Raw genomic sequence first — 23,656 nt, forward strand, 5'->3', positions numbered from 1 at the left:
CGCACCGCCCCGGCAATGCGCGATGCGGCAATCGTTATTCCGCCGCGTACGTCTTTTGCTGCTGCTCGCCGAGCCCTTCGATGGAGAGGCGCATCGTCTGCCCCGCCTTCAGGTAAACCGGCGACGGCTTCACGCCCATACCGACGCCCGGCGGCGTGCCGGTCGAAATCACGTCGCCCGGCTGCAGGCTCATGCATTGCGACAGATACGACACCAGCTTCTTCACGCCGAAGATCATCGTCTTCGTGCTGCCGTTCTGGTAGCGATGACCATCTACTTCGAGCCACAGCTTCAGGTTCTGCGGATCGGGCACTTCGTCGCGCGTGACCATCCACGGGCCGATCGGGCCGAACGTATCGAAGCCCTTGCCCTTGTCCCACTGACCGGCACGCTCGATCTGCCATTCACGCTCGGACACATCGTTGATCACGCAATAGCCGGCCACATAGTCGAGCGCGTTCGCCTCGTCGACATACTTCGCAGCCTTGCCGATCACGATGCCCAGTTCGACTTCCCAATCGGTTTTCTTCGAGCCGCGCGGAATTTCGACGTCGTCGTTCGGGCCGCAGATCGCGCTGGTCCATTTGTTGAACACCACCGGCTCCGGCGGCACCGGCAGATTCGATTCAGCCGCGTGGTCCGCGTAGTTCAGGCCGATACAGACAAACTTGCCGATCTTGCCGACGCACGGGCCAATACGCGGGTTGCCGTCGACCAGCGGCAGCGACGACAGATCGAGCGCGCGCAGCTTCGCGAGGCTCGCGTCGTCGAGCATGCTGCCGTCGATGTCGCCGACCACTTTCGACAGATCGCGAATCTTGCCTTGCGTATCGACGATGCCGGGCTTTTCCTGACCTTTCGGTCCGTAACGAAGCAGTTTCATTGTTGCGGTGTCCTGTACTGTAAGTTCAACGGAAGTTCGAAATAGTGATGACAGACGCCGGTCAGTTCGACCAGCCGCCGTCGATCACATGCGCGTGGCCGGTCGTAAACGCCGATTCGTCGGATGCCAGATAAAGCGCGAGCGCCGCGATCTCTTCCGGCTTGCCGATACGGCCCATCGGCTGGCGCACGACGAAAGCCGCCTGCACGTCGCCGACGCTTTTGCGTTGTGCCTGAGCCTGCTCGGCGATTCGCTGTTCGAGCGACGGCGACGCGACCGTGCCCGGGCAAATCGCGTTACAGCGTACACCACGCGTGACGAAATCGGCCGCCACCGCCTTCGTGAGACCGATGACCGCCGCTTTCGAGGCGCCGTACACGAAGCGGTTCGGCACGCCCTTCACGCTCGAGGCCGCCGACGACATATTGATGATCGAGCCGCTACCCTTTTCGAGCATGCCGGGCAGGAACGCGCGGATAGTCCGGTACATCGCCTTCGCGTTCAGGTCGAACGCGAAATCCCAGTCTTCTTCGCTGGCTTCGAGAATCGAACCGGCGTGCACGAAGCCCGCGCAGTTGAACAGCACGTCGATTGGGCCGAGTTCTTTTGCAAGCGCGTTGATCGCCGCCATATCGCGCACGTCGAGCTTGCGCGCTTCGACCGGCTTGCCGGCGAGCGAATCGGGTTTGATATCGGTGGCGATTACACGCGCGCCCTCACGCGCGAAAAGTTCGGCCGTCGCAAGGCCGATGCCTTGTCCAGCGGCGGTAATCACGGCCGTCTTGCCGGCCAGTCGTTGTGTCATCTGCGGCTCCAGTCAATTTGCGAGGTTTCGAACCGCATCTCGCGCATCGCCCGCGACCCACATGGATCTGACGATGCGGATGGCGGCTTGTGTTGTCAAAGACGATAAAAAGCGGCGGCATTCGCGCCGAAAATCGCGTCGCGCTGCGCATCGGGCAATGTGGCGACAAGCGTCGTCGCGATTGAATGCCACAGCAGATAGTCGCCATTCAGGTTCAGTACCGGCCAGTCGCTGCCCCACATCAACCGCGCCGGTCCGAAGGCGGCTAGCAGATGATCGACGTACGGCCGCAGCGTCGCTTCGGTCCAACCCGCCGCGGCTTCAGTCGCGAGTCCGGATAGCTTGCAATGCAGATGCGGCAGACGCGCAAGCCGCGTGATGCCGTCCGCCCACGCGTGCCAGCCGGCGGCGCCATCGCGGATCGGCGGCTTCGCACCGTGATCGACAACGATGCGCAGCGTCGGGAAGCGCTTCGCGAAGGTCTCCAATGCGTCGACGTGACGCGCGAAGATCAGCGCATCGAAGGCGAGGTCGTGGGCGATCAATGCGTCGATGGCAGGCTGCAGCGCCGGATCCGCGATCCAGTTGTCGTCGGGCAGATCTTGCAGCATCGGCCGCACGCCCTTGAATTTAGGCTCGCGCGCGAGTTCTGCAATCAGTGAAGGCGCGTCGCGTTCGAGCAGCGGCACCCAGCCGACTACGCCCGCAATCGACGCTTCGCCGCGCGCGAGATCGAGCAGGTAGCGGGTTTCGTCGACGGTGGGCGCAGCCTGCACGACCACGGTGCGCGCGACACCTGCACGTTCGCGCAACGGCGTGAGGTCGGCCGGGCCGAATGCGCGATACAGCGGCGCGAGCTCGGGCGTAAGCCACCCGTAGTCACCGCGCGCCGGGTCCCAGTAGTGCTGATGCGCGTCGATCTGCTGCGTCGTCACGTCATGCCTCCGGCACCGGTGCGCGCCGATCGATCAGGCCTTGGTCCGACAGCGCGCGCCATAGCGCGGGAGGAATTTTCCGGTCGAACGATTCGGCGTTCTGGCGCATCTCCTGCGGGCTGCGCGCGCCGGTCAGCACCGTCGCGACGCATGGATGCGCATACGGAAACTGCAGTGCTGCTGCGGCAAGCGGCACGCCATGCGCGCGACACACCTCTTCGAGCCGCGCGACGCGCTTGATCACTTCGGGGGGCGCCGCGCCATAGTTGAATTTCAGATCGCCCGACACGCCTTGCGCAAGAATGCCCGAATTGAACGCGCCGCCCAGCAGGATGCTGACATTGCGCTTTTCGCAGGCCGGCAGCAAGTCGTTCAACGTCTGCTGTTCGAGCAACGTGTAACGGCCCGCCAGCAACGCGCAATCGATGTCGAACTCGGCCATCATGTCGAGTACCGCCTGCCCTTCGTTGACGCCCAGACCGACCGCCTTCACGACGCCCGCCGAACGCAGTTCGTCGAGCGCGCGGAATCCGCCGCCATCGGTCAGTTGCTTCCAGTAATGCGGATTCTGGTCGCCGTGCGTCATATGGCCGATATCGTGAATCAGCAGGATGTCGATATCGATAATGCCGAGGCGCTGCTGGCTATCTTCGAACGAACGCAGAATGCCACCGTGCGTGTAGTCGTAAATCGCTTCGAAAGGCAGCGGATTCTGCCAGCCTTCGCTGCCGTCATACGGATTCTTGCGCGGCACGAAGCGACGGCCTGCCTTGGTCGACAATACGTACTCGTCGCGCGGATGGCGGCGCAATGCATCGCCGATGCGATGTTCGGCTTTCGTGTGGCCGTAGTGCGGCGCGGTATCGAAGAAGCGCACGCCGCATTCCCATGCGGCATCGACAGTCTCGAATGCTTCCTCGTCGGTCAGATCGCGATACAGCCCACCGAGCGGCGCCGTGCCCAGGCCAAGACCGCTCACCTGCAGCGCACGGCCGCCGATCGCGCGGCGCCGCCGGATTTTCGAATCGATTGCGGATGTCATCCTCACTGTCTCCTTTCTTGTCTCGCCTGTCGCTGCGCAACGTTGTGCCTGCGTCATGCCACGCCACGCCGTGCGGTCGCGTGCCGCGCGTCGTGCTGATTCGCGCGGCACCCGCGATCCGCGATGCATGCGGCTTTCAGTGCGGCGCGATCTCGACCACCCGCCGCGGCAGCGACGCGCTGGATGGCAGGCACGCGGGCCCAACCGGCTCGAATGTCTTATACGTAAGAATAAACTCCTGGTGGCCGAGTGTTTCGGATTTCGATGGTCCACCTTGCGCGACGCGCACCGTCACGTCGAATACCTCGCGGCCCACTTCCTCCAGCGTTGCGCGGCCTTCGAGTATGCGTCCCGCGTCGACATCCATATCGCCGGACAGATTGCGGTACGTGTTCGGATTCGCGCACACCTTGATGACCGGCGAGATCGCCGAACCGACCACCGAGCCGCGGCCCGTCGTAAACAGGATCAGATGCGAGCCGCATGCGATCAGTTCGGCGATCTCCGCGTTGTCGCTAATATTCGGAAAGCCGAAGCGCGGTTCGCCGTCGGGCACCACGTCGAGCAGGTACAGACCGCCAGTCGGCGGCACATCGCCTGGCTTCACAATGCCGACAATCGGCGACGCACCGCTTTTCGCATACGCGCCGAGCGACTTTTCTTCCTGCGTAGTCAGGCCGCCGTCCGCATTGCCGACGGCGAAGCTGCCGTGGCCGAGAATCGAGTAATAACGCGCGGCCTTCGCAACACACGCGACGATCTCATCGCCGAGGTCCGCGCGTGCCGCGCGGCTTTTCATATGAAACTCGCAGCCGACCAGTTCACCGGTTTCTTCGAAGATACAGGTTGCGCCCGCATCGATCAGTCGATCGAACGCGCGGCCGACGGCCGGATTCGCGGTGATACCGCTCGTGCCGTCCGAGCCGCCGCAGACGGTGCCGATCACCAGTTCGCTCAGTGCCATCGGCACCTTGCGCTGTTTCGCGAGTTCGCCACGCGCCTGCGTGACCCAATCGACGCCGTACTGAATCGTGCTGCGCGTGCCGCCCTTCTCCTGAATCGTCAGCACTTCGACGGGCCGGCCGCTCGCCCGCACGGCGTCGACCAGATAGTGCTTGTTCATGCTCTCGCAGCCGAGCGACACGAACAGCACCGCGCCGACATTCGGATGCGTGGTCAACTGCTCCATCATCTTTTCCGCGTAGCTGTTCGGATAGCAGCCGGGAAAGCCGATCAGATGCACAGGCGGCTCACGCTCGGCGGACGGATCGTCGAACGCATCGAGCGGCTCGCGGAAATGGGTGACGATTTCACGCGCAACGTGATGCGCGCATTCGACGAGATACGCGACCGCGACCACATTGCGAATGCCTTTGCGGCCATCGCTGCGCAGATAGCCCGCGAGCATCGGCTCGGCGGCGGCAGCGGGTGTGACGGAAGAGTCGTTCATGATGATGGATGTGCGGCCGGTTGTGTGGAGTTGACTGTGCGGTGCCACTTGGCCGGTCAGTGGTGGACGAATGCGTGTCCTGCGTCGTGCGTGTAGGTCGGCAGGTAGTCGCTTTCGAGGTTGTGCGTGTGCAGGTGCTCGCCGCGCGCGACGGGGCCCGTCACGTGGCCGATCACCGCGCCGTAGCGCAGCACTTTTTCGTCTTTGACGAGCGCGCGGCGCGCGACCTTGTGGCCGAGATCGATCGTCTGCGCGAGCGCGACCGTCTCGCCTTCGATGTCGAGTTGCGTACCGGCCGGAAGGCGCGCCGCCGCGACGAGGCAGTTGTCCTCGGGGCTCAGCAGGATCAGGCGTGGGTCTGTCATGGTTTGCATACCGTGGGGGTGGCGTTCAGTTCAGCTGAGTTCAGTTCAGTTTAGTTCTGTCCTTCTCCGCTCGCGAGCCGCGCGACCATCAGCGAGCCGAGAATGATCGCGCCGTAAATCGCCTGAATCCAGAACGACGGCACTTGTGCAAGGGTCAGCAGGTTCTGCACGACGCCGAGCAGCAGAACGCCGGACAGCGCGCCAAGCATCGTGCCCTTGCCGCCGTCGAGTGAAATGCCGCCGATCACGGCTGCGGCGAACACGGTGAAGATCATCCCATTGCCCTGGTTAGCGTTGATCGCGCCGACGTAACCGGTCACGATCAACCCGCCGATCGAGGCCAGCACGCTGCCCAGCACGAACACACCCCAGGTGATGCGCTCGACGCGAATGCCCGCCGCGCGCGCCGCCTCCGGATTGCCGCCGATCGCATATAGCGCGCGGCCGAGCCGGTGGTAACGCAGCAGGAACGCCGCCACCGCGAACGCGGCCGCCGCAAGCCACACGGACAGCGGCAGACCGAGCACGATGGTGGTCGCAAGCGCGAAGAACGACGGCGGCATATCGAACAGCGTGCCGCCCTTGGTCGCGCCGACCAGCATCCCGCGCAGAACGATCAGCATCGCGAGCGTGACGATGAATGCATTCAGCTTGAGCCGCACGACCAGAAAGCCATTGATAAAGCCGACCAGCGCGCCGACCACGACGATCGCGACCAGACCGAAGGCGGCCGGCCATTCGACGCCGAAGCCGGCGGACGCGGCCGGCATCACGAGCATTGCGCCGATCGCCGGCGCAATGCCGACGGTCGATTCGAGCGACAGATCGAACTTGCCGGTCAGCACGATCAGCGATTCGGCGAGCACGACCAGCGCTAGCGCCGCCGATGCGCCGAGCACGCTGATCAGATTCGCCTTCGTCAGAAAGCTCGGGCTGACGAACGCGCCGATCACGATCAGCAATGCGAGTGCGGGCAGCAGCGCCAGATCGCGCAGCCGCGCGAATTCGATGCGCGGCTTGCCGGCGCGCCGCGCGCCCGCGGTGAAGCCATTGTCCGGCTGGGTCTGCGCGGAAGCGAACGCCGGGCTTGGCACACTATTCTTCATGGAGACTGACTCCTTCCACAGATGCAATCAGGTCGTGGTCTTCCCAACCTGCGTCGAATTCGGCCGCGACGCGGCCACGGAACATCACCAGCACGCGGTCACAAGTGCGCAGATCATCGAGCTCGCCTGAGACAACCAGCACCGCTTTGCCTTCGTCGCGCACGCGATCGATGACCGACAGCAGCGCTTCTTTCGACTTCACGTCGACGCCCGCGGTCGGATCGATCAGCACGAGGACCTGCGGATCGGTCGCGAGCGCGCGCGCCATCACGACTTTCTGCTGGTTGCCGCCCGATAGCCCCGATACCGGGTGCTCCGGGCCGGGCGCGACAATGCCGAGCGCGTCGATCATCCGGCGGCCGAACGCATTTTTCTTCGCGGGCGGCGCAATGCCGAAGCGGCCGAGCATCCGCGCGATCGTCATCGACGCATTCTCGGCAACCGACTGCGTGAGCACGAGTCCTTCGTGATGGCGATCCTTCGGCACGCAGCCGATGCCGCGCGCGAGCGCCGCCGGCACGTCGCCTGCTGGCAGCGGTTCGCCCGACACGCGAATCTGGCCGCGCTGCGGTTTGCGCAACCCGGCAATCGCTTCGGCGACACTCGTGCGGCCGCTGCTCGTCGCGCCGGTCAAACCGATCACTTCGCCGCGCTTCACCTGAAACGACACGTCCGCGTAGTCGGAGCCGGCGAGGCCGGTCACGTCGAGCGCGACCTCGGTGCTCTCGGGCAGCGGCGCACGCGCGGCCGCGTCGGCCACCGCCAGGCCGCCGCGCTCGCCGGTCATCGCTTCGATCAACTGGTCGCGCGGCAACGCCGCAACCGGTGCACTGACGATATGCCGCGCATCGCGCAACACCGTCACCGCCTGGCAAATCTCGTACACCTCCTGCAGATGGTGCGAGATAAACAGGAACGTCACGCCTTCGCGCTGCAGTTCGGTGATGCGTTTGAAGAGCCGCTTGATCTCTTCGCCGTCGAGCTGAGCGGTCGGTTCATCGAGGATGATGAAGCGCGCGCCATACGACAGCGCCCGCGCGATTTCCACCAGTTGCCGCGCTTCAACCGTCAGATCACCGGCGCGCGCGTCTTCGCGCACGTCGATTTTCCAATGGTCGAGCAGCGCACGCGCATCGCGACGCATCGCACGCCAGTCGATCACGCCGCGGCGCTCCGGCTGGCGGTTGATAAACAGGTTTTCCGCGACCGTCAGGTCGCGGATGATCGTCGAATGCTGATAGACGCACGCGACCCGCTCGCGCCAAGCATCGCGGTCCGCGATCGGCGGCGCCAACTGGCCGGCGAAGCGGACTTCGCCGGTATCCGGTTTGCGCAGGCCGGTGAGAATCGACACCAGCGTGGACTTGCCGGCGCCGTTGCGCCCGACCAGCGCATGCGACTCGCCCGGCAGCACGCGCATCGTCACGTCGCGCAGCGCGGACGTCGAGCCAAAGCGCTTGCCGACGCCGAGCGCTTCGACGACCGGCACCGACGTGCCGGCCGCCGCCCAGGTCGAGGGGATCGTACCGTGCGTCATCTCGCTCATTTCAGCGTGTTGCCCCACAGGCCCTTGTCGTCGACATTCGCCTTCGTGACGAGCGGCGCCGGCAGCTGGTCTTCAAGCACACCCGGCTGCAGTTGCACGATCGTGCTGTTGTGATCCGTCGGGCCCGGCTTGAAGGTCTGCCCGGCGAGCGCGGCCTTCATGTAATACAAGCCGTACTTCGCATAGAGGTCGGCCGGCTGCGACACGGTTGCGTCGATCTCGCCCTTGCGGATCGCGTCGAACTCCTGCGGAATGCCGTCGTTGCTGACAATCACGACGTGCTTCGCGTCGCCGGCGGGAAACAGCATCTGCTTGCGGCGTAGCGTTTGCAGCGTCGGCGCGAGATAGACGCCGCCCGCCTGCATGTAGATGGCCTTCACGTCCGGATTCGCGGTCAGCAGGCTATCGAGCGCGCTCGCCGCGACGTCGCCCTTCCAGCCGGCCGGAATCTCGAGCAGCGACAGACCGGGGTAGTTCTTCAGGCACGCGCGGAACGCTTCGGAGCGATCGCGGCCATTTACCGATGCGAGGTCGCCCTCGATCTGCACGACCTTGCCGGACTTCACGTGCTCGCCGATGTACTTGCACGCCTTCTCGCCGTACGCGTGATTGTCCGCACGCACGACCATCGCGACCTTGCCCTGTGTCGGCGCGACGTCGACCGCGACCACCTGCACGTTTTTCGATGCCGCGGCGTCGAGCGCGCGGCTGATTGCCGCCGAATCGATCGGCCCGACCACGATGCCTTTCGCTCCGAGATTCACCATGTTGTTCATGTCGGTGATCTGCTGCGCGGGATCGTTGTTCGAGTTCACCGGCGCGAGGATGTCGATGCCCATCTCCTTCGCGTACTTCGGCAGGTAGTTGTTGTACGACTGCCAGAACGGCGAGGTCAGCAGCGGCAAACCGAGGCCGACCTTGCCGCTATCGGCGGCCTGCGCGGCGCCGCTCGCCGCAAGACCGACGACACACGCGGCGGCGATACCCGCCGACAGCGCCGAACGAGCTAAACGGCGAGCCGTGCCCGACCCGTTGACGAAATTCATATCTGTCTCCTTGTTGATCGGAGTTCGCCGCTTCAGCGGTCGCTCCAGTCCCATGCTTTGTACTTTGCGTTGTTTGAACTGCCAGACCCCGCGCAGCCCGCTGTTGCGTTGGAGTGCGATGCAACCGCGTGCCTGTGGGAACTCTCGTCCTGCGCTTTCTCGTGGATTGGCGTCGGCTACCGATTCAAAGAAAACCGAAGCAGCCATTCACCAATGAACGTATTATTCATAGACGAACTTTTTATAGTCAAGGTATATGCAGTGCAGCATCGGTCCGTGTTTTCCCTGGCGACGGCGGTATGCGCGGCAATTCCTTAGATAATGGGATGAGAACAAGTCGACATCAGACGGTCACAATGGACGTGCACGTGGACGAGAGGGACGACGGCGACCGTTATCGCGCGCCCGCGCTGGACAAGGGGCTCGATATTCTCGAACTGCTCGCGGAGCAGAAAGGCGGGCTGACGCGCGCCGAAATTACCAAGCTGCTGGGCCGCAATGCGAGCGAGATGTACCGGATGCTCGAGCGGCTGGTCGCGCGCCAGTATGTGGTGCGCTCGGCAAGCGGCGACCGCTATTCGCTGAGCCTGAAGCTGTACGCGCTCGCGCATCGGCACCCGCCGATGGAACGTCTGATTTCCGAAGCGCTGCCGCTGATGCAGCGTTTCGCCGCGCAAGCCGAACAGTCGTGCCACCTCGCGGTGTACGACCGCGGCAATCTGCTAGTGATTGCGCAGGTGGATGGGCCGGGCACATGGGGCATCGCGGTGCGTCTAGGTTCGCGCGTGGGTCTGATCGATACCGGCTCCGGCCGCACGGTGCTCGCATTCCAGACACCCGAGCAGCGCGCGCAGATGCTCGTCGAACACACCGCGGTGAAGGGCGAAGTGACAATCGATCACGATGCGCTCGAAGCAACCTGCGAGCGCATTCGAACCGCCGGTTTCTCACAGAAAGACAGCCAGCAGATTTTCGGCGTGACGGATTTGACCTTTCCGTTGCTCGGCTCGTCGGGTCAGGCGATCGCCGCGCTCACCTGTCCATTTCTGAAGCGCATCGACGAATACGTTGCGCCGTCGCTCGACGAAACCATTGCGCTGTTGCGCGATACCGTGCAGATGATGTCGATGTTCCGCGAGCCCAGCGCTTACGACGAGTCTGCCGCGCACACGGGCACCTGAGCGCGGAAAAACGCGCTGGAAATCACACGCGCATGCGTTAGAATGGCGGCCCTTTCCGAACCCGCCGCATGTGCGTGCGCGCATGCGCGCTTTCCATCCGCTTCGATACGCAATGGCCAAACTTCTGTCCGATCACGAATTCCAGCGCTTTACCGAACTTCAACAGAAGCAGGCAAGCTTCACGATCACGAGCGATGAAGCCGACGAACTGCGCGACATCGTCGCGCGCGCCCAGCAAAAGCGCGATGATCGCGCCGCGGCAATGCAATCGATTGAAACGCACATCAGCCAGTTCGAGATCACGCCAGACGAGCTTTTCTCACCCGAGCAGATCGCTGAAGCCGCGCGTTCATATGGGCTGATTCCTGCCGCGAAGAAAGAGCGCGCGCTGCCGCCGACGCTGACGTTCAACGGCAAGCCTTATCAGTGGACGCGCAATTTGCCCGATGAGATTCGCGTGCCGCTGTTCGATGCGTTCATCGGCGGGCAATCGGTGAAGTCGTTTATCGCAACACCGAAGGACGCCGCACGTTGCGCGGCGACCATCGCGCGACTCGAGCGTGAGACCGGCACTGTCTACGCGGATGCATGGCTCGACGAGCTTGCGGTATCGCGCGCACAAATCGACGAAGCCGCGGCAAAGCTCGCAGCCTGAGCATTCATCTGCACTACTCCTTCAGCTTGCGCCGGCGGCGTATGTCGCCGGTCCGCTCTTCAATTCCTCTCCCCAGCTAGCGGTAAACCAGCCGGACATCGAAGTTATTCCGCTGTCCGCACGCCGCACCACAAATATTTTTTCTGCCGTGCAATTCGGCTGTCTTCGCACGAACTTTTTCGACGGGTCAGGAATATCTGCGCGAAGGGTCATGTTTACCCGACTGCAACCCGCACAATTCGTCAAGGAGACGGCAATGAAGAAGTTCGCGATGTTCGCTATGGCGCTGGCAGCATTCAGTTCAGCCAACGTATTTGCACAAGGTAAGACGCGCGCCGAGGTCTACCAGGAACTAGTGCAGGCAAAGCAGAATGGCCTCGATTTCGTCACCGACACTTCGTATCCCGACGTGGCCCCGATGTTTCAGCCGACGGTCGCTTATCTGAAGCAGAAGGCGCTTGCGAAGAACGCTCAGCAAAACGGTCACTCGACCGCGAATGCCGATACGTCGATGGCTCATTGAGGTGCTGATATGCAACGCAATCACTCCCCGCTCGATGAGCAGTCAGTCTGCGGCGCATCGCGTCGCCGTGGGCTGCGCGCGACACTCGACGCAGCGCGCCGCTCGAAAGGACTCTGGCTCGCGGCGATTGCAATTTTCGCGTTGTCGGCCTGCGCATCGCTGCCTCCTTCGGGCAGCAACGCAACCAGCGCGAATGCGTGTGTCGGACCGGTCAGCTACTGCAACATCTTCTTCGGCTCCTGAGAGCCTTTCATCGACCTCTGCGCCGGGCGACTTCGCGCAATCGCATTGCTGATATGCGCGCGCCGCCTCGCTCATGTGCTGTAACCCGGGCCACTTCCCGAACGAACTAACTCATAGGCAGTGTTGTTCAACACACTGCTGACATCAGTTCATTCACCATCATGGAAGAGGTTATCGCGCGATGAATAACGGCCGCCCTTTGACCGGGCTAGTCAGCTCGTTTTTATCCGACAGAGCGAAATATGCGTACTGGGCCCCGCTGCCGCTGCGGCTGATCGTCGGATATGGCTTTATGGCGCACGGGTACGCGAAAATCGTCAAGCACCCGGAGGTCTTCGCGAACATTCTTCATGCGCTCGGCGTTCCTGCGCCGCACTTCATGGCGTGGGCGACGATCCTGATCGAACTGCTCGGTGGCCTCGCCATTCTGCTCGGCGCATTCGTGCCGCTGGTCAGCATTCCGATGGCGGTCGTGCTGCTGGTCGCTACCTTCACCGTGCATCTGCAGTTCGGTTTCACGTCGATCAAGCTGATGGCGGTGACGGCCACGGGCCCGCAATTCGGTCCGCCGGGTTACGAAACCGATCTGCTGTATCTCGCGTGCCTCGCGACGCTTGTCCTCGGCGGCGCGGGTCCGTTCGCGGTAGACGGCTATATCGGCAAGCGGTTGCGCGCCAGGCACGCATGAACGCACCGGATACCCCGCGCATGAGCGTCAGCGATCAGATGCTGTGCCATGTGCCGCGTCTGCGTCGCTATGCGCGCGCGTTGCTCGGCAATCGCGAACGCGCGGACGACCTCGTTCAGGACACGCTCGAACGTGCGTTGCGATACGCGTCGAATTTTCGCGCGGGTACCGATCTGGCAGCGTGGCTGGTGACGATCATGCACAACGTGTTCGTCAATGATGTGACCCGCGCGGCCAATGCAAGAACACATGTCGCGGCGGATGACGCGAGCCTCGTCGACGAAGCACTGATGGTCGATGGACATCACGCGGCGTCGCTGGAAATGCGCGATCTCGACTGCGCGCTGCAACAGCTGCCGCCTGAGCAGCGTGAAGTGGTGCTGCTCGTCGGCCTCGATGAGATGAGCTATGCGCAGGTCGCGCGGGTGTTGAACGTGCCAATCGGTACGGTTATGTCGCGGCTTTCGCGCGCTCGCCAGAAGCTGCGTGTGCTGCTTGCGCGGGATGAGGTCCCGGCGCGGTAATATGCATCGCGTGGCGGCGTCACGTTGCGGCGCGATGTGGCTTCAGGTTGCAGATGCAGTCATCGCCCTCACCAGCGCAATACCCTTTCTCCGACCAACGCACCGATAAGCGTCGGTATCGCAATCCCGAGCAGATACCACGTTGCCCAGAACGGCACGCTCGTCTCCGGACACTTCAGGCAATAGGCGGCTGTACCGATCGCGCCGGCCAGCAGCCCGGCCGTCGCGCCAGTCAACCGCAAGCGTGTCGGCGCAAGGCTGCGTACGACGGCCAGAATCGCAATCAGGCCAGGCACCGATAGCAGTGCGATATTCAGCGAGCACGTGCGCCATGTATGCCCCATCAGTAAAGATGCGCGCGCGTCGCGCGGAGCCAGCCACAACACGATCAGCGCGACGATCAGAACGATCGCGGCCGGCGCGATCAGCCCCGCCCATGCGCGCCCAACGGCGACGCCAGGCCGCGACAGGCGAGTGGTTGCGAGCAATGCCGCACCGGCCATCGTCAGTGCGAACACGAGCTTGGTCCAGAAAATCGGCGTGCCCACCAGCCACGCGAGATCCGCTCTCACGCCGTAGACAGGCAGCAGTACCGCAATCGCGCCGCAAGCTGCAATCGACAGCGCGGTAACGATACGCCGCTCGACGACATGCGTTCCAACCGGTACGGCGTCGGCGGCCAGCGCTTCGATCAGGTTTTCGGTATTCATGCTTTTCCACCACCACGTATTTTCAATGCCAGTGCCTTGAGCCCACGGTGCACACCAATCTTCACAGCGGGTTCGGAAAGGCCGGTCGCGCGTGCGGTCTCCTCGACCGAGCGGCCTTCGACCTTCACGTGAAGAATCGGCAGCTTCTGCCGGTCCGGCAGCGTATCGAGCAGCTTGCCGAGATCCCGCCTGACCTCCGCGGGCCCGAGCTCGGATCGCGCAAACAGCTCCGCAATCTCGTCGAGCGGATCGTGCAACGCTTCATGCCGCGCGCGGGCACGCAGAAAGTCAGCGAGTTTGTAACGCAGAATCGCGTGCACCCACGCGGTCAACGGTTCGTCGCGCCGGTAGGTGTGACGCCCTTTGTGAATCGCGATCAATACTTCCTGCAGGATGTCTTCCACATCGTCACGCAGATTCGGCAGGCGTCTACGCAATAGCGCACGCACGTGTCTTGCAAGCTCCTGCAGAAACACGTGGTACGCGGCGGCATCGCCGTCGAGCGAACAGACAAAGAGCGCCCGCAAGCGCTCCTCCACCGGATGTGCGTGAGGTTCCTCAGTCCGTTGACTCATCGACAATTGCTCGCGCAACTCCTTTCCGTGCCCGTTGCTACCGCGCGGCCTTCAGAAAGATTCCGCGATCATTCTTTTAGTTCGTCTGGCGGAGCAATCCGGTTACAGCCGCGCGCAAAAAAGTGAGCCTGGAAAGTAAACCTGAAAATCGTCGATGCCGCAAATAAAAACCGCTTGTAACTAATTTGAATGGTTACGGACTATTCTTCGGGATCGTCGAGCGCCATTCTGAATCCGACGACAGACGGATCGTCAGTGGACGTGACCGTGAATCCGCAGGCCTTCGCGAGCCCGATCATCGCCGCGTTTTCGCGCAGCGCTTCGCCGACCAGCCAATGCGTACCCCGCGCTTTCGCATACGCGATGATCCGTTGCATCAGCAGGCGACCGAGGCCGCGGCCTTTCTCGTCTGAACGAACGGCGGTCGCAAACTCCGCGGTTTCGTTATCGGGGTCGGAAACCGCGCGCACCACGCCGAGCGTGCGCGTCGTACCGTCGTCGTTCGGCACGGTGGCGATCAACGCCATTTCGCGGTCGTAGTCGATTTGCGTCATGCGTGCGAGCTGCGAATGGTCGAAGCTGCGCACCGTGCCGAAAAATCGCAGGCGTAAGTCGTCGGGCGTCATCGCCTCGATCAGTTCCCGATGCGAGGCTTCGTCTTCAGGACGGATCGGCCGCACAGTCAGCCGCCGGCCGTGCCAGTCGATGGTCTGCTCGTAACGGCGCGGGTATGGCATGATCGCCAGCCGGCTGCGCGTGCGCGACAGGCGGATGTGCGGGTCGACTACCGCGACCCGATCCTTCATCACGCGCAATATGAGCGACAGGCCGACGATTTCGCGAATGTCGCAGACCACTTGAGAGATCGATGTCAGTGCAGCGAGCGTGGGCTCGGGGTCGACCTGTCTCGCGTGGGCTGATTTCGACACGATATCGCGCGACAGGATCGGGTTCAGCGGCGGTAGTCCGTAGCTGCGCAATGGCGGTGAGATGCCGTCTTCGGACGGTGCGGTGAAATGGAACACCGGGCCGAAGTTCTCGTCGTCGCGCAGTTCGATCGTCACATCGACGATGCCCGGTTCCGTCGCGCGTTGCGGCGATAACGCGACCAATCCGAAATGAGCGAGCAGCCGCGCGGCGTCGCCGCCTTCGAGTTGGGTCACACCTGCCTGAAGCGCTGCGCACGCTTGCGCCTGCGCGGCATCGACCGCTTCGGGTATGCGCGCGGGCAAGCCCTCGGGTGTTTGCATCAGCAATTCGCGCGCTAGCCGATAGTCGACCAGACGGGCGAATGCGCGTGCAAGGCGGCGCGGCGTCGAGTGAACCGGAATGCCGTGCTCGTGCAGCGCGTCGCGGGTCGCGAGCGAAATGCCGCCGAAGAAGCAGGCGAGCAGCCCACGATACGCATAGCGCTGATGCGCGATCAGCACCTGCGCGACCTCTTCCGCGGGCGCATTGTGGGTCGATGCGTGCACAACGAACGCGGTGCCGGTTTCGGGCTGATCGGCGAGCAGTTTGAGTGCGGTGCCGAAGTGTTCGGGCAGTGCGTCGCCGCCGAGCAGCAGCGGGTTGCCAGATGTTGCGCGCGGCAGCGCTTGCTGAATTGCCGCTGTGTGCGACTCGGTACACGACGCGAGCGCGTCGCCGGCCGCGCGAAACGCATCGCACGCCAGCGTTGCGACGCCGCGGTCGCTGGTAATCAGCGTGGCGGCGGTGCCGGCTGCGACGCGGCCCACGCCCAGCGTTTCGATTTCGTCGAGCATGTCGTCGAGCGCATCGACACGCACCATGCCGGCACGGCGGAATGCCGCCGTGTACAGTTCGTCGACCGGATCGCTGCGCCCTGAGCGCAGCGCTAGCACCGGCTTGTTGCGTGCCGCGGCGCGTGCTGCCGACATGAACTTGCGCGCGGCGCGGATCGTATCGACTTCGAGCAGGATCGCACGTGTGCTGACATCGCTTGCGAGATAGTCGAGCACGTCGCCGGCATCGACGTCGGCTTCATCGCCGAGTGCGATCGCATGCGAAAAGCCGAGTCCACGCGCATCGGCCCAGCCGAGCACGGCGTTCGTCAGCGCGTTTGATTGCGAGACCCATGCGACACCGCCTGCGTTCACCGTGCAGGCTGGTGCGCCGAGATGCGCGCGCAATGCGGGCGTAATCGCGCCGAGGCTCGCGGGCCCAAGAATACGCAACAGATGCGGGCGCGCCGCGGAGAGTGCGTGCTTCAGATGAAGACGGTCTTCATCGCTGCGCGTCTCGCCGACGATAATCGCGGCGCGTGTACCGTGACCACCGAGATGATGGATGATCGACGGCCAGGTCGCGGGCTTCGTGCAGACGATTGCGACCGTGGGCGGTTCGGGTAGATCGCCGACGTCGCTGACTGTCGCGTGGCCATCGAGAATGTCGTATTTCGGATTGACGGCCCAGATCGGGCCGGAGAAGCCGCCGCCAAGCAGGCGCTTCCAGACCATCGCGCCGACACTGCCCTGACGGTGCGACGCGCCAATCACAGCGACGGATTTCGGGCGGAACAGTGCATCGAGATTGCGGACGGTCACGGACGCTCCTCGAATGAAAGGCGCGCGGCGAGTCAGGAAAATGCGGGCCGCGCGTGTTTCAACAGGATAGGCGAAGTCGTGACGTGGCGGGATGAATTGCGGACCCTTCGCGAATGCACGCGAATGGGTCCGCAAAGTGGCGAATGATCAGATCGCCTTCGTGAAAGGCGCGCCCGAGCGCTCTCGCAGCTCGTTAAACACGATTTTCGGCCACGCCTTCTGCGCCACTTCAATTTCGGATATGTGCGACGCGAGATAAGTCGGCGCGTTCGACGCATCCATCGCGATGCGGGCTGAATAAGCGTCCATAAACCGGCGCAGTTCGCCTGCATCGTCACACGTGACCCAGCGCGACATCTTGTAGCGCGCGGACATCATCCGCACGTCAACCTTGTATTCAGTCGAAAGCCGGTGCGATACCACCTCAAACTGAAGCTGACCAACCGCGCCGAGCACCATCAACCCGCCGACGACAGGCTTGAACACCTGAATCGCGCCTTCTTCGCCGAGTTGCTTCAGCGCTTCGCCGAGTTGTTTCGCACGCATCGGGTCGACCACTTCGACCGTCTGGAAGATTTCCGGTGCAAAAAACGGCAGGCCGACGAACTGCAGATCTTCGCCTTCGGTCAGCGTATCGCCGAGGCTCAACGTGCCGTGGTTCGGAATGCCGATGATGTCGCCCGGGTAAGCCTCACTTACCGTTTCGCGCCGTTGCGACAGAAACGTCACCACGTTGTTCGCGCGGAACATCTTGTTCGAACGCGTGACCTTCAACGCCATACCACGTTCGAAGCGCCCCGAGCAGACACGAATGAATGCGACACGGTCGCGGTGCGCGAGGTCCATATTTGCCTGCACCTTGAACACGACACCGGTGAACTTCGGTTCGTCAGGTTGCACCGGACGCTGCACCGTCATGCGTGCCGACGGCGGCGGCGCGAGATCGACCAGCGCATCGAGAATTTCTTTCACACCGAAGTTGTTGATCGCCGAGCCGAACAACACCGGCGATTGCTGGCCCGCGAGGAATTCGTCGCGATCGAAGGTCGGCGTCGCGCCGGTGATCAGATCCACTTCGTCTTTGGCTTTGGTCCATGCATAGCCGAAGCGGCGCTCGCCTTCATCGTGGCCGATTGCCTGTAGCGTTTCGACGTCGCCGCCGAGCGTATCCTGCCCGGCACGGAACACACGGACCTGATCGCGCTGAATGTCGTAGACGCCCTGGAAGTCCTTACCCATGCCGATCGGCCACGTGAACGGCACTGCCGCGACGCCAAGATGCTGCTCGATTTCGTCGAGCAGGTCGAGCGGCTCGCGCACTTCACGGTCGAGTTTGTTGATGAACGTGACGATTGGCGTCTTGCGGCTACGGCAAACCTCGAGCAGCTTCAGCGTTTGCGCTTCGACACCGTTTGCGCCATCGATCACCATCACTGCGGCATCGACCGCCGTCAGCACGCGATATGTGTCTTCAGAGAAGTCTTCGTGGCCTGGCGTATCGAGCAGATTGATCACCGCATCGCCGTACTCGAACTGCATCACCGAGCTTGCGACCGAAATACCCCGCTGCTTTTCGATTTCCATCCAGTCGGAGGTCGCGTAGCGGTTGCTCTTGCGGCCTTTCACCGTGCCGGCGATCTGAATCGCGCCCGAGAAAAGCAGCAGCTTTTCGGTCAGCGTGGTTTTGCCCGCATCAGGGTGAGAAATGACCGCGAACGTGCGGCGGCGTTGGAGTTCGGAGAGTGACATGGATAAAACGCCCGTTTGGGCATGTCTGCGACGCGAAAACAGCTTCCACAACGCGCGAGTGGAATCTGGCAGCAGCAGCCGGCGGAAAAGACAGAAAGCGCGATGATACACGTACCCGGTCCGACCGGCGCGGGGGCCCCATCCATCCGGACTTGCGCGCCGTCGGGAATGCGGCCGCGCAGCGCCGAATGATGGGTTCCCGGCTATTCGGCCTGCGCCTGCATCGAAGTGATCCCCACGCAATGCCCCTGCACTGACAAATAAGCCGCATCGGCCTTCCCGCTCGGCTTCGGCAGCACATAGTCGACCCGGCATTGCTCCGCCGCACGGTCACCCCACTTCACGGTCAGCGATCCCTTATCGTCCAGCCCGCGCGCGAAAATCCGGCTATCTTGTGCGACCACACCGACATTCCGCCCGTTCTGGTCCACCACTTCCGCGCCAAACGGCAGCGCATCCCCGCCCAGCCGCGGCGCCTGGATCAACGCCGCGCGCCCCGTTACGGTCTTGTACTTCAACATCACGACCGACCCCGCACGCGGCACCGCATGCTCGGACGTCGATTCGAATTCGACGTCGGTTGACGTGCCCTTCGTATCGAGGTCGACGGTATTCATCCCATACGGCGTCAGATACGGCACGACCGCGTAACCGTTGCGGTTCACCTTCACGCCTTGCGCGCTGCTCACCGCCGCACCTTCCGCACCCTTCGCTTCCACGATGCCAAACGTGTCGCCAACCGTCTGCGAGAACGTCACGCCCCCCGGATGCGCGACGATCGAGCCGCTCACGCCCGCCGACACTTGCGACGAACCCGCCCCGCCACTCGCCGACGCGGTCAACTGCGCATACGGCGCACGATAGACGCCGCTCACGCCCGCGTTGCCGTTACCCGACTCACCGTTCTGTCCATACGTGCCATACGCGTTATACGAGAACTGATTGTTGTCGCCCAGCGAGCCGCTCACGTTTGCTTGCAGATTCGACGAATCGCCGGTCTTCGACAGGTTGGTCGTCAACAACGGCGCATGCTGCGAGTGGCCGAGCGGAATCGTCGTGCTCAACATGATCTGATTCGACATCGTGCCGTCCGAATTGCGCGTGCGTCCTGCAGTGATGCTGTACGTGCCGTACTTGTAGCTGTTCGAGTATCCCGCCTGAAAAAACGTATCGCTGCCGCCGCGATTCCAGTAGTGCTGCGTCGACGCGGTTAGGAACACACTGCCGTGGTCTTTCAGGCTCTGGTTGACCGTCACCTGTACGCGGCCGCGCTCGCGGTCCACCGAATCCGGATCGCCGCCATGCAGCGCCGCATCGCGAAGTGTCGCGGCATCCTGAAAGCTCAGATAGCCGGCCGTCGAATAACGATAGGCTGCGACCGTAATGCTCGTGTTGGTCGGATCGATGAATTTGCTGTAGCCGATTCGCAAGCTCGCGCCGTGCATCGCTTGTTGACCAGGTACTTGGGTCTGCGCGCCGGTCACGTCCGCGGAGAATGCACCGTACTTCGTATTGAAGGCTGCGCCGGCATTCACCGCAACGTATCCATTCGAAACGATGCCGCCACCGTATGCGGTCAACAGGTTTGTCAACCCGCGCTGCAAAGTGAACTGCGCGAAGTTTGGCTTCGTTTGCAGCGAGTCGTCGCGCAATTGACCCGCAGTGACGGCAAAGCGCGTCGTGCCAGGACGCAGCGATTGCGCGACCGACGCGTACGGCACGGTAAAACTCCTCGCGCGGCCGTCCGCCTCTGTCACCGTCACGTCGAGGTTGCCACCGTAGCCGGTCGCGTAAAGATCGTTGATTTCGAACGGGCCCGGCGACACCGTGGTTTCGTAGATGACCTGGCCGTTCTGGCGCACCGTCACGCGAGCGTTCGTCTCCGCGGTACCGCGCACCACCGGCGCGTAGCCACGCAGCGATTCGGGCAACATGCGATCGTCGGTGGCGATCTGCGCGCCGCGAAACGATACGCTGTCGAATACGTCACCTGTCGTGTAGGCGTCGCCGATGGTCACCTGCGAGCGCAGTTTGGTGACATCGTGCTGAATATACGTGGCAATGTTGTCGAACTGCGTCGCCTGACCTGTCGCCGCGGTGATCGAAGACTGATGGCGAAAGTGCCATGCGCCGATATTCAAGCCAGCGTTCAGCCCGAGGTACTCCTGCGCCGAATGCACGCCCGCGCCGTCGGTGCGATACGCGTTCGCGTTGTAGCTCAGGAAGCCCGCGTTGACGCCTTGCTCCCACATCTCGGGAGGAACATAGCCGCGCGCCGAATTGCGCATGTACTTCTGCGGCACGAGAATTCGGATTTTCTGCTCGGCAAAGTCGAACTCAACCGTTGCGCCCGGTACCGTTGCCGCGAGGTCGACACACTCATCCGAGCTCCCTGCCGGTGCTCCATCGGCATCGTGCCGGGCGCCCTTATCGGCAGCCGCCTTCGCGAAGTCGACGCCGAATCCTTGCAACGTTTTGCGACTGAAACAGGGACGCGCGCTTTCATCTTTTTCGGCCGCGATGAACCGGACGTCGTCGTGTGCAACACGCGTGTCGTTCACCCAGATATCTACCGAATAGAGGCCGGGCGAAACCGGATTGCTTCGCGCAAACCGAGCGACATCGACGGTTTGCGTCGGGTCTGTACGCAGGAACGTTGAATCGAAAGTGACCGCGCTATTCGCTGTGGTCGTATCGGACTGTTGAATGTCCGCCGCATGGGCGCTGCCTACCACCACGAAGGCAGACCATACAAGCGCGGCAATGGGCTTTAAACCGGATGAATTAGCTTCGACATTGAAGCAATCGTTAATCTTCGCGGAGCTGAAATTCTTGGTCATTTACAGGACTCGAAACAGGCAGGTCGTTATCTCGAAAAGTTAAAAACGATGTTATTAATTCGAGATCCCGAAGTACCTAAGACGACTCCTATTTTTGAGATAGCGTTTAGGACAAGCGTTATTCAACGTGCGCTGCCATGGCCGCGCACGTGACGCGCAAAGCAGAAAAGCTGGGATGACCAGGAAAGCGGCCGAGCGGCCGCCGAAGGATGGAGTTTTGCTTACTGATGGAGCGGCGCGTCACCCGTCAATGCGCCGCCATAGTCGCTTATCGCGGTGAAATGAACCGTCGACGAGCCCGGCACTGAATTCATATTCGGCACGGTAATAACCGCGGTACCACGCGGCGGTACCATACCGCCCGTTTCGTTCCGCCAGGTTTGCGAACCGTTCACCACGCCCACTTCGCTAAACGACACAAAATACGGAGTCGGGTTCGACACTGCCAATGCTTGTCCCTTCCCCTGGGGCGCGGGGACAAGTTTCCATTCCAATTGACGTGGCGCTTCTTCTGGACTTCCAGGCAGCTTCGGCGGCCGCACGAAGACTTTGATGCGCGTGCGGAACGCAAACTGCAACGTGTTCGTATCGGCCTTCTGCTCGGCTTTCGGCGGAATATCGAGCACATTCAACCAGTAGACTGACTCACGGTCTTGCGGCAACGTTGTGTCGCCGCTAAAGATCACGCGCAACGTCTGCGTCTTGTGGGCATCCATTCGAAAGATCGGCGGCGTGATCAAAAACGGCACTTTGATTTCGCCTGGCTTCGAATCTGCGTTGCCATCGTCCATCCAAACCTGGACCAGCGAAGGACTTTTGCTATCGTTTTCAAGTCTGACCGTCACTTCGCGCTGACCGAGCGGATACACTACACGCGTTCCACCGATCGTCACACTTGCGTGCGAGCTGTTTGCCAGCAGCGCCGCAACAATGCTCACGATAGTCATGATCACGGTTCGGACAAGGGTGTTCATCTGTTTCCCCTTTTTTATTCCAGATTGAAAACAGGCTGACTAAAACGCGGCTTCGTTTGCAGACATATAGCCCGTCGCACTGCATTGCACTCGATAATTCAGGATAGCCGAATCATCGAAAACCGGAATGCTGCGGATATCGATCAAAATGAATTAGTTCACAAGCGGATTTCCGGCGCCTTCGAAAACAGAGAGGGCGCCGCGCAGGCCGACGCCCTCTTCCCGTGACTTACTGATATTGCATCGTGTATTGCACCGAAGTCGACACCGTGCCAGCTTGAGCTTTATCCGTCGCGTAGTACTGTGCGAAATACTTCAGCACTGCTGAGCCGCCGGAGATCGCCGTACCGTTCGTGTTGACGTCGTTGTTTTGCCCGCTGAGGATGTTGATGGGCTGCATGTTCGCATTGAGCAAGCGCACTTCGACATTCTTCGCACCCGCGGCGCCCGCCATGTTCGTCAGATAACCCGACGACTGGTCGACTGTCGGGCCATTCTCGAAACGGGCAACCGCTTTAGTAGCAGCACCGGAACAGCCGCTCAGCACCATCTGGATATCGCCCGCGTTCGACGTCCCCGCGACCGCACCCGCGGAGGCGAGCGAACCTGCCTGGACCGTCGGCAACGTTACCGAAATATCTGCCGGCGCCCCCGTCGCGGTGCCATTGATCGAACACGTCGTGTCCGACACCATGCCTTGAATCGTGATCGTGCCGTCCGCGGCATGAGCGTTAAGCGAAGCAATGCCAATAACACCGGCGGCAGCCAGAACGAACGCAGAGAAACGCAGTTTCATACTTGATACTCCAATAAATTAAAGACAGCAGATTGAAATCGGCGCCGCCCGGTGGATTGATCGGTGCGCGTCCCCTGATGCGCCGATCGCGCCGGCGTCGTTGTCGGACGCCTTGGTTGAAGCACTGAAGCAGCCATCAGGTTGAAAAGAATCTTAAAAAAGCGCGGCATAAGAATCCGTAAGACAACTCTTAAATTTGAGATGATTGTCTCGGCAACGGACTGGGCGGCCGCCGGCGCAAAAAACCAAGGTGAGGACGTTCGGGAGCCGGGATACTGCAGTCGGCTTGAGTCTGTGACACGTGCTGGAAAGCCCAGCTACGCAAACGAAGACGCCGCATCGGTTGCCCGATGCGGCATCATGGCGAGGGAAAGGTGAGGATATTCGGGATTTGGACTACCGAAGCGCCGACCGGCGGGCAGCGCCGCGCCCCGGCCGGGGTATCGGCCGATGCGA

22 protein-coding genes are annotated in these 23,656 nt (G+C 62.3%); 6 read left to right on the plus strand and 16 right to left on the minus strand.

What is annotated here, in order from left to right; translation table 11 throughout:
- Positions 1-34: 34 nt before the first annotated feature.
- The 9 genes from BX592_RS00215 to BX592_RS00255 all read right to left on the minus strand — a co-directional run bounded on the left by BX592_RS00215 (position 35) and on the right by BX592_RS00255 (position 9,178).
- Positions 35-883, minus strand: coding sequence for an ureidoglycolate lyase (locus BX592_RS00215; protein ID WP_134189632.1), 849 nt, complete (start codon positions 881-883; stop codon positions 35-37).
- A gap of 61 nt (positions 884-944) precedes the next feature.
- Positions 945-1,688, minus strand: a complete 744-nt coding sequence (locus BX592_RS00220; RefSeq protein ID WP_134189633.1) for an SDR family oxidoreductase — start codon at positions 1,686-1,688, stop codon at positions 945-947.
- 95 nt (positions 1,689-1,783) lie between these two features.
- Complete coding sequence (locus BX592_RS00225; protein ID WP_134189634.1) at positions 1,784-2,623, minus strand: amidohydrolase family protein; 840 nt, start codon at positions 2,621-2,623, stop codon at positions 1,784-1,786.
- 1 nt (position 2,624) lies between these two features.
- Positions 2,625-3,665 (minus strand): aldo/keto reductase, encoded by a 1,041-nt coding sequence (locus BX592_RS00230; protein ID WP_134189635.1) that lies wholly within the window; start codon positions 3,663-3,665, stop codon positions 2,625-2,627.
- Positions 3,666-3,801: 136 nt separating this feature from the next.
- Complete coding sequence (locus BX592_RS00235) at positions 3,802-5,115, minus strand: UxaA family hydrolase (protein ID WP_134189636.1); 1,314 nt, start codon at positions 5,113-5,115, stop codon at positions 3,802-3,804.
- Between the two features lie 56 nt (positions 5,116-5,171).
- Complete coding sequence (locus BX592_RS00240; RefSeq protein WP_134189637.1) at positions 5,172-5,489, minus strand: UxaA family hydrolase; 318 nt, start codon at positions 5,487-5,489, stop codon at positions 5,172-5,174.
- Between the two features lie 41 nt (positions 5,490-5,530).
- The gene (locus tag BX592_RS00245; RefSeq protein ID WP_134189638.1) at positions 5,531-6,586 is read right to left on the minus strand and encodes an ABC transporter permease; all 1,056 of its coding nucleotides are present in this window, start codon (positions 6,584-6,586) and stop codon (positions 5,531-5,533) included.
- Positions 6,576-8,123 carry a sugar ABC transporter ATP-binding protein gene (locus BX592_RS00250; RefSeq protein ID WP_134189639.1) on the minus strand — a complete coding sequence of 516 codons (1,548 nt, stop codon included), beginning with the start codon at positions 8,121-8,123 and terminating at the stop codon, positions 6,576-6,578. Before BX592_RS00250 ends, BX592_RS00245 begins: the two co-directional genes overlap by 11 nt.
- Positions 8,124-8,128: 5 nt before the next feature.
- Positions 8,129-9,178: a sugar ABC transporter substrate-binding protein gene (locus tag BX592_RS00255; RefSeq protein WP_134189640.1), complete on the minus strand. Its 1,050-nt coding sequence runs from the start codon at positions 9,176-9,178 to the stop codon at positions 8,129-8,131.
- Positions 9,179-9,534: 356 nt separating this feature from the next.
- Here BX592_RS00255 and BX592_RS00260 point away from each other — a divergent pair, with 356 nt between their 5' ends.
- The 6 genes from BX592_RS00260 (at position 9,535) to BX592_RS00285 (ending at position 12,992) form a co-directional block, all read left to right on the plus strand.
- Entirely contained in the window at positions 9,535-10,359 is an 825-nt protein-coding gene (locus BX592_RS00260) for an IclR family transcriptional regulator (RefSeq protein ID WP_377681565.1), read from the plus strand.
- Between the two features lie 112 nt (positions 10,360-10,471).
- Positions 10,472-11,014 (plus strand): hypothetical protein, encoded by a 543-nt coding sequence (locus BX592_RS00265; RefSeq protein WP_134189641.1) that lies wholly within the window; start codon positions 10,472-10,474, stop codon positions 11,012-11,014.
- Positions 10,962-11,537 (plus strand): DUF4148 domain-containing protein, encoded by a 576-nt coding sequence (locus tag BX592_RS35090; protein ID WP_377681566.1) that lies wholly within the window; start codon positions 10,962-10,964, stop codon positions 11,535-11,537. The genes BX592_RS00265 and BX592_RS35090 overlap by 53 nt, the downstream gene beginning before the upstream one ends.
- Before the next feature lie 9 nt (positions 11,538-11,546).
- On the plus strand, positions 11,547-11,780 hold the full coding sequence (locus BX592_RS00275) for a hypothetical protein (protein WP_134189642.1): 234 nt from the start codon (positions 11,547-11,549) through the stop codon (positions 11,778-11,780).
- Positions 11,781-11,961: 181 nt separating this feature from the next.
- A complete protein-coding gene (locus BX592_RS00280; protein ID WP_134189643.1) occupies positions 11,962-12,468 on the plus strand; it encodes a DoxX family protein in 507 nt (168 codons plus the stop codon).
- A gap of 20 nt (positions 12,469-12,488) precedes the next feature.
- The gene (locus BX592_RS00285) at positions 12,489-12,992 is read left to right on the plus strand and encodes an RNA polymerase sigma factor (RefSeq protein ID WP_134189644.1); all 504 of its coding nucleotides are present in this window, start codon (positions 12,489-12,491) and stop codon (positions 12,990-12,992) included.
- Positions 12,993-13,060: 68 nt separating this feature from the next.
- Here BX592_RS00285 and BX592_RS00290 read toward each other — a convergent pair whose 3' ends face one another.
- The 7 genes from BX592_RS00290 to BX592_RS00320 all read right to left on the minus strand — a co-directional run bounded on the left by BX592_RS00290 (position 13,061) and on the right by BX592_RS00320 (position 23,200).
- Positions 13,061-13,702, minus strand: a complete 642-nt coding sequence (locus BX592_RS00290) for a DUF1109 domain-containing protein (RefSeq protein WP_134189645.1) — start codon at positions 13,700-13,702, stop codon at positions 13,061-13,063.
- Positions 13,699-14,277, minus strand: a complete 579-nt coding sequence (locus BX592_RS00295) for a sigma-70 family RNA polymerase sigma factor (protein WP_134189646.1) — start codon at positions 14,275-14,277, stop codon at positions 13,699-13,701. Before BX592_RS00295 ends, BX592_RS00290 begins: the two co-directional genes overlap by 4 nt.
- Before the next feature lie 200 nt (positions 14,278-14,477).
- On the minus strand, positions 14,478-16,841 hold the full coding sequence (locus BX592_RS00300; protein WP_134189647.1) for a bifunctional acetate--CoA ligase family protein/GNAT family N-acetyltransferase: 2,364 nt from the start codon (positions 16,839-16,841) through the stop codon (positions 14,478-14,480).
- A gap of 147 nt (positions 16,842-16,988) precedes the next feature.
- Positions 16,989-18,590: a peptide chain release factor 3 gene (locus BX592_RS00305; protein ID WP_134189648.1), complete on the minus strand. Its 1,602-nt coding sequence runs from the start codon at positions 18,588-18,590 to the stop codon at positions 16,989-16,991.
- A 203-nt stretch (positions 18,591-18,793) separates the two neighbouring features.
- The gene (locus tag BX592_RS00310) at positions 18,794-21,430 is read right to left on the minus strand and encodes a fimbria/pilus outer membrane usher protein (RefSeq protein ID WP_134189649.1); all 2,637 of its coding nucleotides are present in this window, start codon (positions 21,428-21,430) and stop codon (positions 18,794-18,796) included.
- A gap of 221 nt (positions 21,431-21,651) precedes the next feature.
- Positions 21,652-22,404 carry a fimbrial biogenesis chaperone gene (locus tag BX592_RS00315; RefSeq protein ID WP_134189650.1) on the minus strand — a complete coding sequence of 251 codons (753 nt, stop codon included), beginning with the start codon at positions 22,402-22,404 and terminating at the stop codon, positions 21,652-21,654.
- 229 nt (positions 22,405-22,633) lie between these two features.
- Positions 22,634-23,200: a fimbrial protein gene (locus BX592_RS00320; protein ID WP_134189651.1), complete on the minus strand. Its 567-nt coding sequence runs from the start codon at positions 23,198-23,200 to the stop codon at positions 22,634-22,636.
- Positions 23,201-23,656: the final 456 nt, after the last annotated feature.

The organism is Paraburkholderia rhizosphaerae, assembly GCF_004366595.1.
Taxonomy (GTDB): Bacteria; Pseudomonadota; Gammaproteobacteria; order Burkholderiales; family Burkholderiaceae; genus Paraburkholderia; species Paraburkholderia rhizosphaerae.

What these genes read in the sequence shown, in the direction of transcription:
- BX592_RS00215 (WP_134189632.1), bottom strand. Translation starts at nt 883, where the DNA reads ATGAAACTGCTTCGTTACGGACCGAAAGGTCAGGAAAAGCCCGGCATC.
- BX592_RS00220 (WP_134189633.1), bottom strand. Translation starts at nt 1,688, where the DNA reads ATGACACAACGACTGGCCGGCAAGACGGCCGTGATTACCGCCGCTGGA.
- BX592_RS00230 (WP_134189635.1), bottom strand. Translation starts at nt 3,665, where the DNA reads ATGACATCCGCAATCGATTCGAAAATCCGGCGGCGCCGCGCGATCGGC.
- BX592_RS00235 (WP_134189636.1), bottom strand. Translation starts at nt 5,115, where the DNA reads ATGAACGACTCTTCCGTCACACCCGCTGCCGCCGCCGAGCCGATGCTC.
- BX592_RS00240 (WP_134189637.1), bottom strand. Translation starts at nt 5,489, where the DNA reads ATGCAAACCATGACAGACCCACGCCTGATCCTGCTGAGCCCCGAGGAC.
- BX592_RS00245 (WP_134189638.1), bottom strand. Translation starts at nt 6,586, where the DNA reads ATGAAGAATAGTGTGCCAAGCCCGGCGTTCGCTTCCGCGCAGACCCAG.
- BX592_RS00250 (WP_134189639.1), bottom strand. Translation starts at nt 8,123, where the DNA reads ATGACGCACGGTACGATCCCCTCGACCTGGGCGGCGGCCGGCACGTCG.
- BX592_RS00255 (WP_134189640.1), bottom strand. Translation starts at nt 9,178, where the DNA reads ATGAATTTCGTCAACGGGTCGGGCACGGCTCGCCGTTTAGCTCGTTCG.
- BX592_RS00260 (WP_377681565.1), top strand. Translation starts at nt 9,535, where the DNA reads ATGGACGTGCACGTGGACGAGAGGGACGACGGCGACCGTTATCGCGCG.
- BX592_RS00265 (WP_134189641.1), top strand. Translation starts at nt 10,472, where the DNA reads ATGGCCAAACTTCTGTCCGATCACGAATTCCAGCGCTTTACCGAACTT.
- BX592_RS00275 (WP_134189642.1), top strand. Translation starts at nt 11,547, where the DNA reads ATGCAACGCAATCACTCCCCGCTCGATGAGCAGTCAGTCTGCGGCGCA.
- BX592_RS00280 (WP_134189643.1), top strand. Translation starts at nt 11,962, where the DNA reads ATGAATAACGGCCGCCCTTTGACCGGGCTAGTCAGCTCGTTTTTATCC.
- BX592_RS00285 (WP_134189644.1), top strand. Translation starts at nt 12,489, where the DNA reads ATGAGCGTCAGCGATCAGATGCTGTGCCATGTGCCGCGTCTGCGTCGC.
- BX592_RS00290 (WP_134189645.1), bottom strand. Translation starts at nt 13,702, where the DNA reads ATGAATACCGAAAACCTGATCGAAGCGCTGGCCGCCGACGCCGTACCG.
- BX592_RS00295 (WP_134189646.1), bottom strand. Translation starts at nt 14,277, where the DNA reads ATGAGTCAACGGACTGAGGAACCTCACGCACATCCGGTGGAGGAGCGC.
- BX592_RS00305 (WP_134189648.1), bottom strand. Translation starts at nt 18,590, where the DNA reads ATGTCACTCTCCGAACTCCAACGCCGCCGCACGTTCGCGGTCATTTCT.
- BX592_RS00310 (WP_134189649.1), bottom strand. Translation starts at nt 21,430, where the DNA reads ATGACCAAGAATTTCAGCTCCGCGAAGATTAACGATTGCTTCAATGTC.
- BX592_RS00315 (WP_134189650.1), bottom strand. Translation starts at nt 22,404, where the DNA reads ATGAACACCCTTGTCCGAACCGTGATCATGACTATCGTGAGCATTGTT.
- BX592_RS00320 (WP_134189651.1), bottom strand. Translation starts at nt 23,200, where the DNA reads ATGAAACTGCGTTTCTCTGCGTTCGTTCTGGCTGCCGCCGGTGTTATT.